Genomic DNA, 16,610 nt, shown 5'->3' with positions numbered 1-16,610 from the left:
ACGGAATGGCCTGTGCCAGAGCGTCAGTGCTGTCCCCAGTGCTTCAACTTTGCGTCTGTGCTGCGTCAGATCGCGTCAGCAATAAAGCCGCTGCGAAATTGCCGGGAGCAGGGGGGTGAGAAAAGATGTTTGCCAAGGCTGAGTGCATGTTGCGTGCATCAAGAACCACCTGGAGCAAATTGATGATTCGTTATCTGAAAAAAAGTAAGCCCGTCGAAGCCCAAGCCGAAATCGCTTCGCAAGTGCGCGATACGGTCGAGCAGATCATTGCCAATGTCGCCAAAAACGGTGATGCAGCCGTTCGGGAGTATTCGAAGAAATTTGATAAGTGGGAGCCTGCTACCTTCCGCTTGACCGACGATGAGATCGCCGCGTGCGTCGCGAGTCTTTCGGAACAGGAAATCGGCGATATCAAATTTGCGCAGGCACAGGTCCGTCGGTTTGCCGAAGTGCAGAAAGCCTCAATGCACGATGTCGAAGTCGAAACACTCCCGGGTGTGATCCTTGGGCATCGCAACATTCCGGTGAACTCGGTGGGCTGCTACATCCCCGGCGGCAAGTACCCATTGCTGGCGTCGGCACACATGAGCGTATTGACCGCCAAGGTGGCGGGCGTGAAGCGTGTGGTGGCAGCGGCTCCGCCGTTCGACGGCAAGCCTCATCCGGCCATCGTGACGGCCATGTACCTCGCCGGCGCCGATGAAATCTATTGTGTGGGCGGGGTTCAGGCTATTGCTGCGTTGGCATTGGGCACCGATGACTTCAAACCGGTCGATATGATCGTCGGCCCGGGCAACGCCTTTGTCGCCGAAGCCAAGCGCCAGCTGTTCGGCAAAATCGGCATCGATCTGATTGCCGGCCCGACCGAAACACTGGTGATCGCCGATGACAGTTCCGACGTTGAAATCATTGCCGCAGACTTGCTGGGTCAGGCCGAGCACGGCGTCAACTCGCCAGCGGTGTTTTTGACCAACAGCGCTGAACTGGCAGAAACCTTGCCGGCGGAAATCGAGCGTCAGTTGGCTATCTTGTCGACCGCGCCGGTCGCCTCCGTTGCCTGGCGTGACTATGGCGAGATCATCCTGTGCGACACCGTGGACGAATTGGTCCAGGAAGCGGACCGCATTGCCTCCGAACACGTCCAGGTCATGACCCGCGACCCGCTGTATTTCCTGGAGCACATGACTAACTACGGTGCGCTGTTTCTCGGCCAGCGAACCAACGTCTCTTACGGCGACAAGGTGATCGGCACCAACCACACACTGCCTACCACCGGGACGGCGCGTTACACCGGCGGCCTGTGGGTCGGCAAGTTCATCAAGACCTGCACTTATCAACGTGTCTTGACGGACGAGGCCTCTGTGCTGGTGGGCGAGTACTGCTCGCGCCTGTGCGGCATGGAAGGCTTTGCCGGGCACAAGGAACAGGCTGATATCCGCATTCGCCGTTACAAGCAGCCAGTCTGATGTCTGCCGTTTATAGAGCGCAACGTTTGTCTGGGTGAGAGCGTTCGTTCTCCAACATCGAACCGACGGATCTCACCGGGTCACGGGTTATTTGCAACACTTGGCAAGTGGGTAGCGGGAAAAAGGGTCGTTTCTCGGTACTACGGGTCACTCTTACCGCTTGCCAAGTGTTTTCAGGCTCCCCAATCGGGGAGCTTTTTTTTTGGGTTCTTCACGGATTACCGGGAAAGACGCTCTTGATCTTCATGAAAAAGACGGCAGTAAATCTTTAGCCGTTTGGCGAACTGGATCAGAGCAGGTATTTCGCTTTCATGTGCGTGGCGCAGCCATTGCTTCCAGGCTGAGCTCCAGTCCCAGGCGGTGCTCGGCGTGCAGAGCGTTTTGAGTTCAGCCTCCATCAAATAGACCGTCATCAGCGATTGGTTGGCCGCTACAGGGTCTGATCAGCACGCTGAATGTGATCAGCCGCTTTCTCGCCGATCATGATTGCCAGTGCATTGGTGTTGCTGGAGCACAAGCTCGGTGCGATGGAGTTGTCGGCGATCCGCAAGCCATTGATGCCGTGTACCCGCAGATCGTTGTTCACCACCGCCATGGCGTCCGTACCCATCTTGCAGGTGCCCACCGGATGCAGCGCGGCGTGGGCGTGCTGGCGCACGAAGCGCCGATAGTCGTCACGTGTGCGCAAGGGTTCTGCGGGCACGTGCTCGCGCAGAATGTGGCCGGCCAATGCAGCCTGGGACATGATGTGCCGACCAAACTCAGTGGCCTGTGCCATGCACTCCACGTCGAGCGGGTCGGTCAGGTAATTAGGCTCGATGCGGGGCAAGTCCATGGGGTCTGCGCTGCGCAGTTGCAGGAATCCGCTGGAACGGGGGCGGGTCTGACACACGTTCAAGGTGCAGCCGTTGCCACCGGGGACAGAACCTACACCGGCCTCGACGCCGGCCCCGGCCATGAAACAGTACTGGGCGTCCGCGCGGTTCTCGGCCAGAGAAGTACGCCAGAACGCGCCACCTTCGACCACGTTGGAGGTCACCGGGCCTTGTCGAAACAAGGCGTACTGCAAGCCGGCGGCGATCTTCCAGTGCGGCGTCTTGTACTTGTCGTAGCTCAAGGGGCGACGCAGTTCATTGATCAACGACACCTCGATGTGATCCTGCAGGTTTTGACCGACCCCCGGCAGGTCATGGATGCACTTGATACCCTTGTCGTGCAGGTGAGCCGCGGGACCAATGCCCGACAGCATCAACAGTTTTGGCGTGTTGATCGCCCCGGCGCTGACAATCACTTCGCAATCGGCCCGCAGCACATGGCTACGGTTTTTCTCAAGGTATTCAACGCCAGTGGCCCGACCGTTCTCGACCAGGATTCGCAGCACCCGGCAATTGGTCTTTACCGTCAGGTTGGAGCGCCGCCGCGCGGGTTTGAGATAGGCCACCGAAGTGCTCGATCGCAGGCCGTTGCTGGCGTTGATCTGATACAGCCCGCAACCGTCCTGCACCCCCGACCACGATGTATTGGACCATTGTTGTTCACCGTTCAGGTCAAAAAAAACGCCGGATCAGACTCTTGGTGAAGAGGTGATCCAGCGTTGGCGTTACTGGCAGACCCTGCGCGAAATGCAGCAGGGATTGTCGTTCAAACGAAAGCTGTTCAGGCGGGTATCACCACGAAGCTGTCCGGTTTGCAGGTCAAGGCGACATCCGCACCCGGCGGCAGTGTGAGGCTGCCGGGGGTGGGCAATTGCTGGCATTTGAGGTCAATGGTTCCGCCGGCTACGGCGACGCGGTAAATGACCCGATTGCCGATGAACGAGGTGTCTTTGACCTTTCCGATAAAGGCCCCGTTTGCCAGCGGGTTGCCCTTGGCTGGCTCTAGGCAGATGGTTTCCGGACGGATCGAGACATTGACCGGCCCGGCACTCAGGCTGTTTTTGGCTGTGTGTGCGTAGCGCCCGAACGGCAACTCGACATAACCACCGCTGGTATCGCTCGGTCCATAGGTGCCATTGACGATATTGGTGTCGCCGAAAAATTTTGCCGCGAACAAGGTGCGGGGTGACCAGTACATCTCCTGCGGACCACCGATCTGCTCGATGCCACCCTTGTTCAGCAGGACCACCCGGTCGGAGAGAATCATCGCTTCGTCCTGGTCATGGGTGACGTAAACGAAGGTGGTCGAGGTCTCTTCGTGGATCCGTTTGATCTCGTTGAGCATGTGGTGGCGAATCTTCAGGTCAAGTGCCGCCAGTGGCTCGTCGAGCAACAGCACGGCGGGGCGATTAACCAAGGCCCCAGCCAGGGCGACCCGTTGCGCCTGGCCGCCACTGAGCTCGGAAATCCAGCGATTCTTGAAACTTTCCAGTTGCACCAGTTCCAGTGCCTTGGTCACTTCACGCTTGATTTCATCCCGCGGTTTTTTCTTCAGGCGCAAGCCGAACGCCACGTTGTCGAAAACATCCAGGTGCGGGAACAGGGCGTACTTCTGGAACACCATGTTGACCGGGCGATGTTCCGGCGCCAGCGCCGTGGAGTCCTTGCCATCGATCACCACTTTTCCGGTGGTGGGCTCTTCGAAGCCGGCGATGATGCGCATCAGTGTGGTCTTGCCGCAGCCACTTGGGCCCAGCAACGTCAGGATTTCGTTGCGCTTTACGGTCAGGTCGACTTTGCCCAGGGCAGTCAGATTACCGTAGCTCTTGGATATTCCGGTCAGTTCGATGCTGTTGGTCATGGCGATTACTCTGCAGTTTCTGCGCGTTCAAGTTCGAGGCGGCGACGGCGCAGGGTCATGACCAGGCCGGCGATGACAATGATGGCAATGGTCACGACCAGCATGAATACCGAGGCGGCATTGATGGTTGGGCTGACAGCGCGGCGCATCATCGAAAGAATCATGAGTGGCAACGTGGTGTCGCTGCCGGTGACAAACACGGTGATCAGGAATTCGTCCAGGGACAGTGCGATCGCCAGGATCGCGGCACCGGCAATCGTCGGGCCTATGATGGGCAGTGTGACCAGCCAGAACGCCTTGAGCGGTGAGGCACCCAAGTCGCGAGCGGCTTCTTCGAACGACAGATCGAAGTACTCAAGACGAGAACGTACGGACTCGACAAAGAATGGGAAGGTGAACAACGTATGGCCGATGATCACCGTCAGCAGTGAGCGTGGCAGGCCGATCAACGAGAAGAAAATCACCAGCGCAATCCCCAGGAACAAACCGGGCAAGGCGATGGGAGCGAAGTTCATGAAGGCGAAAATGGATTTGAACCGACCCTTCATGCGCATCAGCGCCAGGGCTGAGAAGGTCCCCAGCAAGGTGGTCAGAATGGTCGAGCCCGCGGCGACGATGGCACTGTTGGTCAATGCCGTCATGAAGTCCAGGCTGCTGAACAGCGCCTCGTACCATTGAGTCGAAAAGCCCTCGAACGGGAACGACAGCGAAGCCGACGAATGAAAGCTGAACAGCGCGATGATCGCGATGGGCGCATAAAGAAACAGCATGTAGACGTAAGTGAAGAGCCTGATCATGGCGAGTTACCTTTTTTATGGGCGGTCATCAGTCGTGGTAACGCTTGCCGGGTGCCAGGTTTGCAGCCCGCAACACACCCAGCAACAGCGCATAGACCAGCATGAAAACCAGCAGCAGCAAGTAGGCCATCGCAGCACCCAGTGGCCAGTTGCCGACCGATCGAAACTGGTTGGCGATCACCAGGCCCGTGGTCATCGCATCTCTGCCGCCCAACAGTTGGGGAGTGACATAGTCACTGGCGGCAAGGACGAAGGTGAACATGAAGGAGCTGACGATGCTCTTGTGCGCCATAGGCATGATCACGCGCCACAGGATTGTGGCGCCGCCGGCACCCAGGTCCGCCGCGGCCTCCAGGTAGTCCTTCTTGATATCGCGCAAGCCCGATACCAACAGCAGCAGGGTGAAGGGCAGCATGATGTGCACCAGAGTCAACACCACCGAAAACTTGCTGAACACCAGCCATTCCAGCGGCTGATCGATCAGCCCGAGGTGCATCAGGGTGGAGTTGATCACGCCGTTGGTACCCAGAATCGAGCGCCAGGCGTAGACCCGTACCAGGTAGCTGGAGAACCAGGAGACCAAGGCCAGGTACAGAACGGCATTGGAGCGCGTCCGATAGACAATGTAGTAGGCCACCGGCGCACTGATGACCGTCGACAGCACGGCGGTCCAGAAACCGTTCTGCAAGGCGATCCACAGCGAGTCGTAAAACCCGGTGGCACTCAAGGCCTTGGCGTAGTTGGCCAGTGTTGCGGCGGGTTCCATGCTGAAGGTTTTGGCGGTCCAGAAACTCGCGACCAATAACAGTAGCGACGGAATGAGGAAGAACACCACCAGAAAGAACAGTGGAGGCGACGCCAACAGATACCCGCTGAGGGTTTTCTTGTCGATTTTCATGTGTTTGCCAGCCTTGGAATCCCTGTCATCGAGGAGGATGGGCTCGCTGTTGTTGACTACGTTCATTATTTTTGTGCCTTTGCTTTTTTGTTTCGATAACGAAGGCGCCTTGCCGGGCGCATGCACGTTGTGACCTGTGCTCTGCCTGAGCGGTACGGACAGCATCCGGCATCGAGCAGAGGAGTGTGTGCCCGCAGGCACCCACTCACTCGTACAGTCCTCTCAAGCCGTTCTTTCACCCCACCGGTTTGCCGCGGGGGTTAGAACGAGCCTTTGAAGTTCGCCCACTGATCGATCCATTCAGCATAGGTCACGTACTTGTCGGAGCTCAGGGGCGGTTGGCCGTAGAGCTTCGACTTCTCGAAAAAGCTGTCGAGGTTCGCGTAGTCGAAAGTGTTTCTCAGCTCTTCGGGGAGCAGCGGTACAGCCTTGCTGTTGACCACGCCAGAGAACATCGTGGTTGCCATCTTCGCCTGGGTATCCGCTTCAAGCGTCTTGTTGATGAACTCCAGCGCGAGCGGTATATCCTTGGCTGTCTTCGGAATGAACAGGGCGTCACACCAAAGGGCAGCCCCTTCTTTGGGCACCGACAGTTCTGTGACTACGCCGCGCTTCTTGGTCTCGCTGGGGGTGTTGGCCGACGCCGAAAACACCGCGTCGACTTCGCCCGATACCAACAGCGAAACGGCGTCACCCGAGGAGGCTGCAAAGACTCGGCATTGATCACGATACGGTTTGAGTTTTTCAAAGGCGTCGTCGAATTCGGCGCGGGTCAGGTTAGGAAACTTGTCGCCATAACCGGCAATGATCGCGATGAGTGACCAGTTGGAAGTACCGTCATCGACAAAGGTCAGACGGCCCTTCAATTTCGGGTCAAGCAGGTCTTTGTACTCGGTTGGTTTCTTCACGTTCTTGGGGTTGTAGACGATGGTGTTCATGCCCCACAACAGCGGGATGCCCCACTGCTTGCCATCCCAGTACCAGCGGCTGCCCTTGTAGAACAGCGGGACGGTATTCTCTGCCGAGTAGTTCGGGATCTTCGAGGTGTCGATCGCCTTGAGCAGGCCCATTTCCTGATAGATGGTCTCGTAGCCCAACGCATACATGGTCAAGTCAAGCTGCACAGGGTCGGAGCCGGCCAGTCGCGCGGTGATGTCGTCCTGGTTGCTGGCATAGCTTGAACGGACGGTAATGCCCCGCTGTTTACGCCAGTCGGCCAGCTCCGCATCACCGGTTTCACCTTCCCAGCCAAGAATCTCCAGATGGCCGGAAGACGCGGCGAACGCACTTGGCACGAACGAACTGATGTACAACCCCGCGGCAGATGCTGCTGCCCCCAGCATAAAGGTGCGCCGGTTCAGGCTGATCGAATCCAGGTTGATGCCGGTTGAGCCATAACCCGTCTCTTTTTCTTTTTTCATTTTGAGTTCCTGCCTAGGGTGGTTGTTAGCAAACAATTTGCGACCTGCAAGTGGCTTGGGCTCGGCGGGTTTAGCCGGGCACATCCTTATGCATGCAGTCCTGTACATCGGCAGAGTTATGGCCAGCATTGTTTCCATGCTGCTGGGGAGGTTGTGGCGCTTTGCTGCCTGGTAAACAGAGCATTGCGCAGTTGGCCTCCACTGGTCCGATTGACTCTTCCCTAGCTGGTTGCGCGCCGCTTTCCTCAGGTAGCAAGGTGAAGGCTTCACGTGGCGCGCCCAGCGCTTGATAGGCTCGGCTTGTTGTTTTCATGGGTCGAGTATTGGCCTGGCGGGCAGGGCACTCAATTTCGCAGCCCCTTTAAAAGCGACGCACTCTGACGCATCAAAGTGACCTAATCGGCGCAGCAGGCTCCTGATAACCATAGCCCCGCCTGAACGGGAGACGGGCGGTGTTCACCTGCGTCAACGTGCGTCTCTTTTGCGGGGGGTGCGAAATTGAGCCGTGTTTGTTCCAGGCGAATACTCCGATGACGGTCTTGAGACGAAGCAAGGTGCATCCGCCCTTGCGCCAGCGTGTATTCGATGGGAGTTTTTTCTGTGAAGCTCACGGGTGGTCAGATTGTTGCGAAAGCGCTGAAAGCGAACGGAGTCGACTATGTTGCCGGTGTGCCAGGTGACGGTTCGTGGGCCTTGGTGGAAGCATTGCTGAGGACAGGCTCCGACATCCCGTTCATTCATGTCATACAGGAGCAAAGCGCAGTCCATCTTGCCGACGGCTATTTTCGTGCCTGCGGTCGTCCGATGGCTGTTCTCCTGCCGGCGCCGCTAGGCATCTCGAAAGCCCTGGGCGGGATCGCGGTTGCGTTGGCGGATTCCTCGGCCATGCTGGTGATCAGTGGCGGCGACTCCGATCGCGGCGATGACTGGCCTGAATTCACCGCCACTGGCATCACCAAAGAGCATGTGCGAGTTTCGTCGATTGAGCAGTTACCGCAGACCCTGCGCCAGGCCTTCGATACGATGTTCAGTGGTCGCATCGGCCCTGTCTGCCTGGATATCTCGACGGCTGTTCAGAACGCCCGGGTTGACGCCAGTTTGCCACCCGCCACCTTGCGGGCGAACGGCGCCAGCGAGATCCCGCCACTGATGGTTCCCAGGCCCTTGGCGCAACTGAGCTCGGTCCTGGAAGGCGATGCGCTGCTGATGGTCGGGACGCAGAGTCTCCAGGAGACCGTCGGTGAGATGTTCCCGGATTATCAACACCGAGGTCATTTCTGCACCGCTAACGTCGGTACGGTGGGTTGGGCAGTTCCAGCGGCCATTGGCGCGAAGCTCGCCATGCCGGCACGTCAAGTCGTGTGTGCCATCAGTGACGGGGATTTTTTGCAGTCGATGCAGGAGATGGCGGTCTGCGTCATGCACAGTCTCCCCGTGGTGTTCCTGGTGTTCAACAACAGCGGGCCTGAGTCGTTGAGCGATGTGCAAGTTTCGCTCGTGGGGCAACATCGGACCGGGGAATTCAATTTGCCGGACGGCAAACCTTACTCGCCTGACTTCGCGGGCATCGCCAGAAATTTTGGTCTTGACGCGTGGAGAGTCGAACATGCTTCGCAACTCAATCCAGCCTTCATCAAGGCGCTGAACAGCAAAGGGCCTTCGTTGGTCGAGATAATTACCGCCCGCGGTTCACGGGTAAATTAATCAAGCCTTCAGCAGAGGAATCACAAAATGGGCATTTTTGACTGGAAACACTGGATCGTCATTCTGGTGGTGGTTGTGCTGGTCTTCGGCACCAAAAAACTGAAAAACCTGGGCACCGATGTCGGCGAATCCATCAAGGGTTTTCGCAACGCAATGAATGACGAGGGCGCGGACAGCGAACGCCCGCCGGCCTCGGTGCAGCAGGCCAGCACTGCTGTTGATGCGCCGCCGGTCATCGACGGCCAGCATCGCCAGGCCTGAGCAGCGCGCAGGCAGCCTCAGCCGCCTCAGTCCTGACCGCCCCAGACAATAGTGGCGTTGTCGCCGGTCATGTACTCGCGCACTTCCAGCGGTAACGACTGATCGCTGGGAAGCACAGCGGTTGCATTGCGTAAGTGATGTTTACGGATCTTGCCTTTGTCCACCAGCCCCAGCGCCATACGGGTAGAGAAGGGCTGACGGAAAGAGGACGACGCCACGCCGGTGACTAACCCATAAAGGAACCGGATCGGTCGGCGATGCTGCGGCGTGAGAATCGAAAACGTCATTTCATTGCGTTGCTTGCCCTCAAAATCGACCATGAACAGGCGATCGCCCAGCAACAGGCAGAAACCGTGATAAGTGAACGAATAGCCGATCTTTCCACTGCCATCGAGCAAGGGGAAGCGTTCTACGGTGACGTACTGGACCATCGAATCGGTCCGATACAGGCAGGTGACCGAACGCAGGATTCGGCCTTTATAGATAGATGAGTTGTGGTACCGGTAATAGACGCCCAGGTAGTCTTCGAGCAGATCCGCTGACTGCTTCGCCAGGGGCAGGAAATGATTGAATTGCGCCGAGGCACGCAAATCTGTCGGCAATTCGTTTTCGTAGCCTTCATAAAACTTCTTGAACTCGGCGGGCGGCCGGAAAAGATCTTCGGCCTCCATCATGAAATACCGGCCGATTTTCTGCAGGATTTTCTGTGAGGGTACGTGCTGGCCCACCAGGTACTTGTTGAACTGCTGGCGATTGACATCCACTTTGCGGCACATGTCTGCAACCGAGCGGCAAGACTCAACCAGCGTACTCAGGTTTTTTTGCACGTTGGCTTGCAAGTCACTGCGAACCTGTTGTCGCTCAGGGTGAGAGGTGGCAGCAGTTAATGACATGGGGGACGAATCTCCTCGGCTGGGCATTTTTTATCTCGATGTTGGCCTGGATTTAAGAGCGGAAGGTTATATAGGTTATATAAGTTATAAATCAGTTATCGAAATAGCTGTTTGTATAGCTCTGTGCCGAGAAACACTTGAGTATTCAATGTTTTGAATAAGCATGTTCCATGCCCAATCATGATATTTAAGTTCAACCTGTCAATATCAGTCAATGCGTCAGATTGTAAGCGCTTTGACGCATGCCCCCGTACCGCCCGGAAAGCAACACTTCACCTGGCCCCGGTAACAACTGTAGCCGTCGGTGTTGAACGGGAATTTCCAGATTACGAACATGACCTTTGCTTTCTGGTGCAATTGGCGACTGCGTCAGTCCGCGTCATGTATCGATAGTGTGCGAAATGGTGCAGAGAAAAGCCGCCGTCGATACTTAGCGCCGCGCATTCGAAAGCTGGAGATGAGAGGGGTTCTCAATTTGCAGATCGTGCGCGAGTGAGCGTTAACTATTGGAGTCTTTAAGCGATGGCAAGGTTAACCGGCGACATTCCCGGGAAAAGGCGATTCAAGGTAGGCATGGTTGGCGGTGGGCAGGGCGCTTACTTCGCCAGTTATCACCGGGCGGCCATGCGCCTTTCAAATCGCTTCGACATTGTCGCCGGGGCCTTCTCGTCGAGCCCTGACAAGTGCCGGGAAGCGGGTGAGGCACTTGGCCTCCAGCCAGAGCGGATTTACTTGTCATTCGAGGAAATGGCCGCTGCCGAGTCGCGTCGCTCCGACCCCATAGAGGCGGTCGTCATCGTCACACCCAATCACCTGCACTTTGAACCTTGTCGCTTGTTTCTGCAGGCGGGAATCCCGGTCATTTGCGACAAGCCATTGGTCAACAGCCCACAAGAAGCCATTGAGTTGGCGAGCATTGCCGATCAGAACGATACGTTCTTCACGCTTACCTATACCTACCAAGGCTACCCCATGGTCAGGGATGCTCGCAGCCGTATTCAGGCTGGAGAACTTGGCGACATTCGTTTCATGTATGTCGAGTACTTGCTGGAGTGGTTGGCGCCGGGTGTATCGACGTTGAGCAAAAGCCTTGCCTGGCGCGGTGACCCGCAGAAGGCTGGCCCGACCGGTGTCGTGGGGGATATCGGGACGCATGCCTTCAACATGCTGGAGTTCCTGTGCGGGCGTCGCTGCACAAGCCTGAATGCCAAGTTGACCACGGTCGTACCCGGCTGGGGACTGGACGATACCTGTGTGGTGCAACTGGAGTTTGAAGGCGGCGTAGACGGTTTGCTGTGGGCCAGTTTCGCAGCGCCTGGTCATCGTAATGGCCTGCGTTTCAAGATCATCGGCAGCAAGGCCTCGCTCGAATGGTGTCAAGAGTCCCCGGAAATACTCCGGTTTACGCCTGTCGACGGCGCCGAACGCCTCTACCGCCGTGGGCAGAGTGATAACGCCGCCCAGACGCTGAACTTCACCAGTTTGCCCGCCGGCAATACCGAGGGCTACCTGGAAGCGCTTGCCGTTCTCTATGCCGATTTCGCCGAGGCACTTGATGCCGGCGCCGGTTGGCGCTCGGCGACCACCATCGCGCTACCTGACATCCACGAAGGCGTGCGCGGCGTCGCCCTGTCCCAGGCGTGTGTCGAGTCCAGCCGACGGCGTGCCTGGGTGCCTTTTCCATACAGCTGACACCCGTAACTCGGCAGCGGGTTATCGACTCGTTTGGCGACACAAGGGTTTTGCACGCAGCAAAAAAGTGAGCGTTGTGCTCAACACTACGGAACTGAGGACAATCAATGTTTAGCGAACTCTATAGAGCTGCCTATTCGGTGCTACTGCCCGCGTTCGGGGATTTGAACCTGGATGACAATGTCCGTCGTTATCTGAGCCGAGGTGGCGTTTCCCTTTTGCTGGGCGAGACACGGGACGAGTACGTGGGCAGAGCCATGAGCGAGGCTCGAAAGGGCGCGGAAACCCCGGCAGACTTTATCAACATCGTGCGGCAAGCAGCCGCTTTGGCGGGTGCGCCTTTGCTGATTGCAGTGGATCAGGAACTCGGCGGCATCGAACGCCTTCATCAACTGGTCCCTGCAATCGCGTCGAGAGAGCAACTCAAGGAATTGAGTTCGCAGGACATCGAACATCGATGCTTCGAGATGGCCAAAGCGGCCCGAAGCCTGGGCGTCAATCTGTTTCTGGCACCGATTGTCGACGTGGTGACCGGTCCCAACCCCTGGCTGCTCGATCGGCACCTGGGTGCCGATCCGGCTGAGGTCAGTCGGGTGTCCTGTGCCTTTATCCGTGGGGTTCAACGTGCTGGAGTGATTGCGACGGCTAAGCACTTTCCTGGCCATTACGTCACTGAAGAAGATCCGGCGATTGCTGAAGCCACGGTTCCCGGGCCACTGGAATTGCTGCATGACAACCTTGAAGTGTTCCAGAACGTCATTGCCACTGGTGTAAAAGCGGTGATGCCGGGGCCAGCAGTTTTTCCGGCGATCGACCCTGAGCATTCAGCCTCTACCTCGTCAAAAGTCATTGGCATTCTGCGTGACACCCTGGGCTTCGATGGATTGATCATTTCCGATGATCTCGATGCGGTGTCCATCCTCCGCGGTAACTCCATCACGGACACGGCCGTTGCTTCACTGAAGGCAGGCGCGCATCTATTGCTGGTGTCCAGTGAGTCTGGTCTTGATGCCATCGCCGAAGCCATTGTTGCGGCCGTCCATGAGGGGGGGCTGGACCGCCAGGTTCTATTGGCCGCCGCGTTCAAGGTACGGGCGTTGGCCTCACTGGCGGACGCCTGAGGGGCAGCCATCGAAAGCTGACGCAGTGACTGCGTCAGTTCGCGCCGTATTTTACGTGACTGCGAAATCTCTACCTGAACCTGATCTCTCTACAATGAATGACAACGGTAGGAGCGTCCCATGAACACTAAAAACAATATCCTGGCCCTGCATTCCACGGTTGCAAAGCACTCGACCCTTGCGATGGACATCGACATCGCAAAGGCTGTGGGTTTCGATGCGCTGGAGATCAACAGCGCAAAACTGGAAGCCTGGCTGCAGGCGGGGTATAGCGAACCGGAACTGAAACACCTGCTCAATGATGTGCCGGTCACGGGCATTGGTTACCTGAGGGATATAGAGCGCCAGGGGGCTGAGCGCGATGACTTGCTCAAGGAGGCCGAGCGACTTTTCCAGTTGGCCAACCTGGCAGGCGCCAAAGGCGTGCAGGTGCTCACCGGACCCATCAACGTTCAGGCCGTGATTGATTTCCAGCAGCACGGCAAGAGCCCCTTTTACTCGGGTCTGCTGGGTTCAGATGAAGCGACACAGTACGTGTTGACCGCAAAAAACCTCGCCTTGCTGGCTGATCTGGCGAAGCAGTACAACGTGCTTCTCTATCTCGAAGCGCTGTCCTGGACTCCGCTCAACAGCCTGGACCATCAACTTCAGCTCATCGATCGCACCGAGCGCGATAACGTCAGGATGGTCATCGATTACTGGCATTGCTTTACCTCCGGCGTGCAGCCGCAAGACATTGCCAGGATGAACAAGGACCTCATCTACGGCGTGCATGTGTGTGACTCGCTGCCGTTTGAAGGGGGTATCCCCAACGAAGAAATTCTCAGGGATGTGCCGACGGGAAGTGGGGTGTTGAACCTTGCCGAGTGGACGGCTGCGGTGAAGGCCACCGGTTACCAGGGCTGGTGGAGTTGCGAGTTGTTTTGCAAGAAGCAGCAACAGCAAAACAGCTACGAAGTCGCCAAGGAGCTGAAGTCACTCTTGACCCGGCTTGTGGGTCAATAAGCAGCTTCTTCAACAAGCACACGTTTTCAAGTTTGATTCCGTCCTGCGCTTTTTTGTGCAGGGTTACGTCAATGCTTGCAATGGTTATGGGCTGCCATCGCTCGGCAGCCTTGTTCTCAACACTAAAAAGAAACTGAGGTCGTCATGGTGGATTTCATCGTAATCGGAGGTGGATCGACAGGTTGCACCGTGGCTTCAAGACTGAGCGAAGACGCTACGGCCTCTGTCGTCCTTTTCGAAGAGGGACCTCGCGATCGCAACCCCTATATCCACATTCCCGGCGCCTACTACAAAACGGCGCAAGGCCCGCTGCTCAAACGCTATGCGTGGGAGCCTACCGAAGATCAACGCCGGACCGAGACGCCCACGATGGTTCAGGCCAGCGTGCTGGGGGGCGGAAGCTCGGTCAATGCCATGATCTACATCCGCGGTGTCCCGGCCGACTACGATGGCTGGGCCGAGCAGGGTGCGACCGGCTGGTCTTACAAAGACGTCCTGCCGTACTTCAAAAAAGCCGAAGACAACGAACGCTTCTGCAACGACGCCCATGGCGTTGGCGGGCCGTTGGGGGTTTCCGATCCGATCAATGTCCATCCGTTGACCAAAGTCTGGTTGCGCGCCTGCCAGCAATACGGCCTGCCGTACAACGAGGATTTCAATTCGGGTACGCCTGAAGGTTGCGGTCTGTACCAGATCACCGCCAAAAACGGCTTTCGCAGCAGTGCGGCTGTGGCCTACCTGGCACCCGCCAAATCGCGCAAGAACCTGACGGTGAAGACGGGTTGTCGCGTCATCCGCATCTTGACCCAAGGCAACAAAGCCATCGGTGTGGAATACATCGAGAAGGGCGTGCGTCACGTGATGCACGCCGACAAGGAAATCATTTTATCGTCCGGCGCCATCAACTCGCCTCGATTGTTGATGCTGTCCGGCATCGGTCCGGCTGCACAGCTAACCAAGCATGGCATCAACGTGGTCAAGGATTTGCCCGGTGTCGGCCAGAATCTCCAGGATCATATCGAGGTGTCGCTGGTGTATGAGCTGACGGGACCGCATAGCTACGACAGGTACAAAAAGCCCCTTTGGAAAATGATGGCCGGTTTGCAATACGCGTTGTTCAGGCAAGGCCCGGCGGCGTCGAACCTCATTGAAGGCGGGGCTTTCTGGTGGGGCGACAAGGCAGCAGCCCATCCGGATATCCAGTACTTCATGGTGGTGGGTGCCGGCATTGAAGAGGGGGTTGACTCTGTTCCGGGGGGCAATGGGTGCACGTTGAACCTGGGGCAGATACGTCCAAGGTCCAGAGGGTATGTAGAACTCTACTCAGCCGACCCGATGTCACCTCCACGGATCGTGCCCAACTATTTCTCTGACCCATACGATATTGAAAGCCTGGTGGACGGTTGTCTGGTGGGTGAGCAAATCATGTCCCAGGCCGCTTTCAAGCCGTTCATTGCAAGGCGTCATGTGCCGGACGGGGCGGTCAGGTCCCGGGAAGAGATGAAAAAATTCTGCCACGAAGAAGCACACGCCGCGCTGCACCCCTCCGGCACCTGCCGCATCGGGGTGGATGAGCTTTCGGTCGTAGGCCCGGATCTTCGTGTGCATGGTATTGAAGGGCTGCGCGTTGCCGACGCATCGGTCATGCCCACGCTGATTTCAGGCAACCCTAACTCGGTGTGCATCATGATTGGCGAAAAGGCTGCTGACATGATCAGACACGGGCACTAGGTCGCCATGTAAAAAGGCGTGGCAGTAACGGGGGCAACCTTTGACTGCCGCGCTTTTTGTGTTCGGTTCTAGCTGTCGAGTAACCACAGCGAGAACGAAATCCCCATCGCGAAAAGCAACATCCCGGTGCAAATGCTTGCCTGAAGGTTGAGCAGCGATGTCCTTGCAACGCGAGGTTTCTCCAGCAAATCGACGGGGCGTACACGAATTCTGGTCATATGAGCTGTTGCATAAAATAGGCTATGCATGGCGTATACCCTCGGGTCGTTTTTGCTCAATCAGGGGGGTAAAACATCCCCCGGTTTCTGCGAGGCAAGCTCCGTGCCATTCAGTCTGCGCCGGATGCCCCGCAATCAGCAGATAATGGGGGCCGTAAAGGGCTCAATCGACCGAGTGCGGAGCGACGAGTTCGACGCTGGTAGCAGGAAGACGTATTGGAGGAGAGCAGCTACGGCTGAGCAAGGCACCAGAGATGATGCGAGTCCGAAAGCGGACTGTTGAGCATCCCTTCGGGGCACTCAAACATCTGGGTAGCCTGCTGCCCTGATGTTTTGTACAGACCTTGGAAGTTTTCACAGTGGCAACCTGACTCTTTGATAAAGGAAAAAACTTCTAGAGGGGGGTTGACCATGTATTTTAATGCTGTACTATTCGCCTCCCGCTAACGAGCAACGTGATGTCGCTCTTGGCTTAAGTAGTTGATTTTATTGAAAAATCAGAAACTTTTAAGGTTGCAATTTGAAAAGGTGCGCTGTAAGATGCGCGCCTCGGTTGAGACGAAAGATCTTAACCAACCGCTCTTTAACAACTGAATCAAGCAATTCGTGTGGGTGCTTGTGGAGTCAGACTGCTAGTCAACAGATTATCAGCATCACAAGTTACTCC

The 16,610-nt window shown here is 57.0% G+C and carries 12 protein-coding genes and 1 pseudogene; 7 read left to right on the top strand and 6 right to left on the bottom strand.

Annotation, left to right across the window (positions count from 1 at the left end; genetic code table 11):
* Positions 1-182: 182 nt before the first annotated feature.
* Positions 183-1,466, top strand: a complete 1,284-nt coding sequence (gene hisD / locus CKW19_RS11250; protein WP_095057951.1) for a histidinol dehydrogenase — start codon at positions 183-185, stop codon at positions 1,464-1,466.
* Positions 1,467-1,896: 430 nt separating this feature from the next.
* On the opposite strand, the pseudogene CKW19_RS11240 reads toward hisD, so the two are convergent.
* The 5 genes and pseudogenes from CKW19_RS11240 to CKW19_RS11220 all read right to left on the bottom strand — a co-directional run.
* Positions 1,897-2,976 (bottom strand): annotated as a pseudogene (locus CKW19_RS11240) (GMC family oxidoreductase); the annotation flags it as partial.
* A gap of 146 nt (positions 2,977-3,122) precedes the next feature.
* Positions 3,123-4,202 (bottom strand): ABC transporter ATP-binding protein, encoded by a 1,080-nt coding sequence (locus CKW19_RS11235; protein ID WP_095057950.1) that lies wholly within the window; start codon positions 4,200-4,202, stop codon positions 3,123-3,125.
* Between the two features lie 5 nt (positions 4,203-4,207).
* Complete coding sequence (locus tag CKW19_RS11230; protein WP_095057949.1) at positions 4,208-4,999, bottom strand: ABC transporter permease; 792 nt, start codon at positions 4,997-4,999, stop codon at positions 4,208-4,210.
* A 28-nt stretch (positions 5,000-5,027) separates the two neighbouring features.
* Positions 5,028-5,963, bottom strand: a complete 936-nt coding sequence (locus CKW19_RS11225) for an ABC transporter permease (RefSeq protein ID WP_095057948.1) — start codon at positions 5,961-5,963, stop codon at positions 5,028-5,030.
* A 194-nt stretch (positions 5,964-6,157) separates the two neighbouring features.
* Complete coding sequence (locus CKW19_RS11220) at positions 6,158-7,318, bottom strand: PotD/PotF family extracellular solute-binding protein (RefSeq protein WP_095057947.1); 1,161 nt, start codon at positions 7,316-7,318, stop codon at positions 6,158-6,160.
* A gap of 600 nt (positions 7,319-7,918) precedes the next feature.
* Here CKW19_RS11220 and CKW19_RS11215 point away from each other — a divergent pair.
* Together CKW19_RS11215 and CKW19_RS11210 are read left to right on the top strand one after the other, a co-directional pair.
* The gene (locus CKW19_RS11215) at positions 7,919-9,022 is read left to right on the top strand and encodes a thiamine pyrophosphate-dependent enzyme (protein WP_095057946.1); all 1,104 of its coding nucleotides are present in this window, start codon (positions 7,919-7,921) and stop codon (positions 9,020-9,022) included.
* A 27-nt stretch (positions 9,023-9,049) separates the two neighbouring features.
* A complete protein-coding gene (locus CKW19_RS11210; protein WP_095057945.1) occupies positions 9,050-9,283 on the top strand; it encodes a twin-arginine translocase TatA/TatE family subunit in 234 nt (77 codons plus the stop codon).
* Between the two features lie 26 nt (positions 9,284-9,309).
* On the opposite strand, the gene CKW19_RS11205 is transcribed toward CKW19_RS11210, so the two are convergent.
* Positions 9,310-10,176, bottom strand: a complete 867-nt coding sequence (locus CKW19_RS11205) for a helix-turn-helix transcriptional regulator (protein WP_095057944.1) — start codon at positions 10,174-10,176, stop codon at positions 9,310-9,312.
* A 522-nt stretch (positions 10,177-10,698) separates the two neighbouring features.
* On the opposite strand from CKW19_RS11205, the gene CKW19_RS11200 reads away from it, so the two are divergent.
* The 4 genes from CKW19_RS11200 to CKW19_RS11185 all read left to right on the top strand — a co-directional run bounded on the left by CKW19_RS11200 (position 10,699) and on the right by CKW19_RS11185 (position 15,725).
* On the top strand, positions 10,699-11,868 hold the full coding sequence (locus tag CKW19_RS11200) for a Gfo/Idh/MocA family protein (protein WP_095057943.1): 1,170 nt from the start codon (positions 10,699-10,701) through the stop codon (positions 11,866-11,868).
* 107 nt (positions 11,869-11,975) lie between these two features.
* Positions 11,976-12,989, top strand: coding sequence for a glycoside hydrolase family 3 N-terminal domain-containing protein (locus CKW19_RS11195; protein ID WP_095057942.1), 1,014 nt, complete (start codon positions 11,976-11,978; stop codon positions 12,987-12,989).
* A gap of 120 nt (positions 12,990-13,109) precedes the next feature.
* Positions 13,110-13,994 (top strand): sugar phosphate isomerase/epimerase, encoded by an 885-nt coding sequence (locus CKW19_RS11190; protein WP_095057941.1) that lies wholly within the window; start codon positions 13,110-13,112, stop codon positions 13,992-13,994.
* A gap of 144 nt (positions 13,995-14,138) precedes the next feature.
* Positions 14,139-15,725 carry a GMC family oxidoreductase gene (locus CKW19_RS11185; RefSeq protein ID WP_095057940.1) on the top strand — a complete coding sequence of 529 codons (1,587 nt, stop codon included), beginning with the start codon at positions 14,139-14,141 and terminating at the stop codon, positions 15,723-15,725.
* Positions 15,726-16,610: the final 885 nt, after the last annotated feature.

This window comes from Pseudomonas sp. Irchel s3f7 (genome assembly GCF_900187615.1).
Classification (GTDB): Bacteria; Pseudomonadota; Gammaproteobacteria; order Pseudomonadales; family Pseudomonadaceae; genus Aquipseudomonas.
This window is presented reverse-complemented; position numbering and strand designations above follow the sequence as displayed.

Excerpts from the sequence above, each read along its gene's own strand:
- hisD (WP_095057951.1), top strand. The coding sequence starts at position 183 with ATGATTCGTTATCTGAAAAAAAGTAAGCCCGTCGAAGCCCAAGCCGAA.
- CKW19_RS11235 (WP_095057950.1), bottom strand. The coding sequence starts at position 4,202 with ATGACCAACAGCATCGAACTGACCGGAATATCCAAGAGCTACGGTAAT.
- CKW19_RS11230 (WP_095057949.1), bottom strand. The coding sequence starts at position 4,999 with ATGATCAGGCTCTTCACTTACGTCTACATGCTGTTTCTTTATGCGCCC.
- CKW19_RS11225 (WP_095057948.1), bottom strand. The coding sequence starts at position 5,963 with ATGAACGTAGTCAACAACAGCGAGCCCATCCTCCTCGATGACAGGGAT.
- CKW19_RS11220 (WP_095057947.1), bottom strand. The coding sequence starts at position 7,318 with ATGAAAAAAGAAAAAGAGACGGGTTATGGCTCAACCGGCATCAACCTG.
- CKW19_RS11210 (WP_095057945.1), top strand. The coding sequence starts at position 9,050 with ATGGGCATTTTTGACTGGAAACACTGGATCGTCATTCTGGTGGTGGTT.
- CKW19_RS11205 (WP_095057944.1), bottom strand. The coding sequence starts at position 10,176 with ATGTCATTAACTGCTGCCACCTCTCACCCTGAGCGACAACAGGTTCGC.
- CKW19_RS11200 (WP_095057943.1), top strand. The coding sequence starts at position 10,699 with ATGGCAAGGTTAACCGGCGACATTCCCGGGAAAAGGCGATTCAAGGTA.
- CKW19_RS11195 (WP_095057942.1), top strand. The coding sequence starts at position 11,976 with ATGTTTAGCGAACTCTATAGAGCTGCCTATTCGGTGCTACTGCCCGCG.
- CKW19_RS11190 (WP_095057941.1), top strand. The coding sequence starts at position 13,110 with ATGAACACTAAAAACAATATCCTGGCCCTGCATTCCACGGTTGCAAAG.
- CKW19_RS11185 (WP_095057940.1), top strand. The coding sequence starts at position 14,139 with ATGGTGGATTTCATCGTAATCGGAGGTGGATCGACAGGTTGCACCGTG.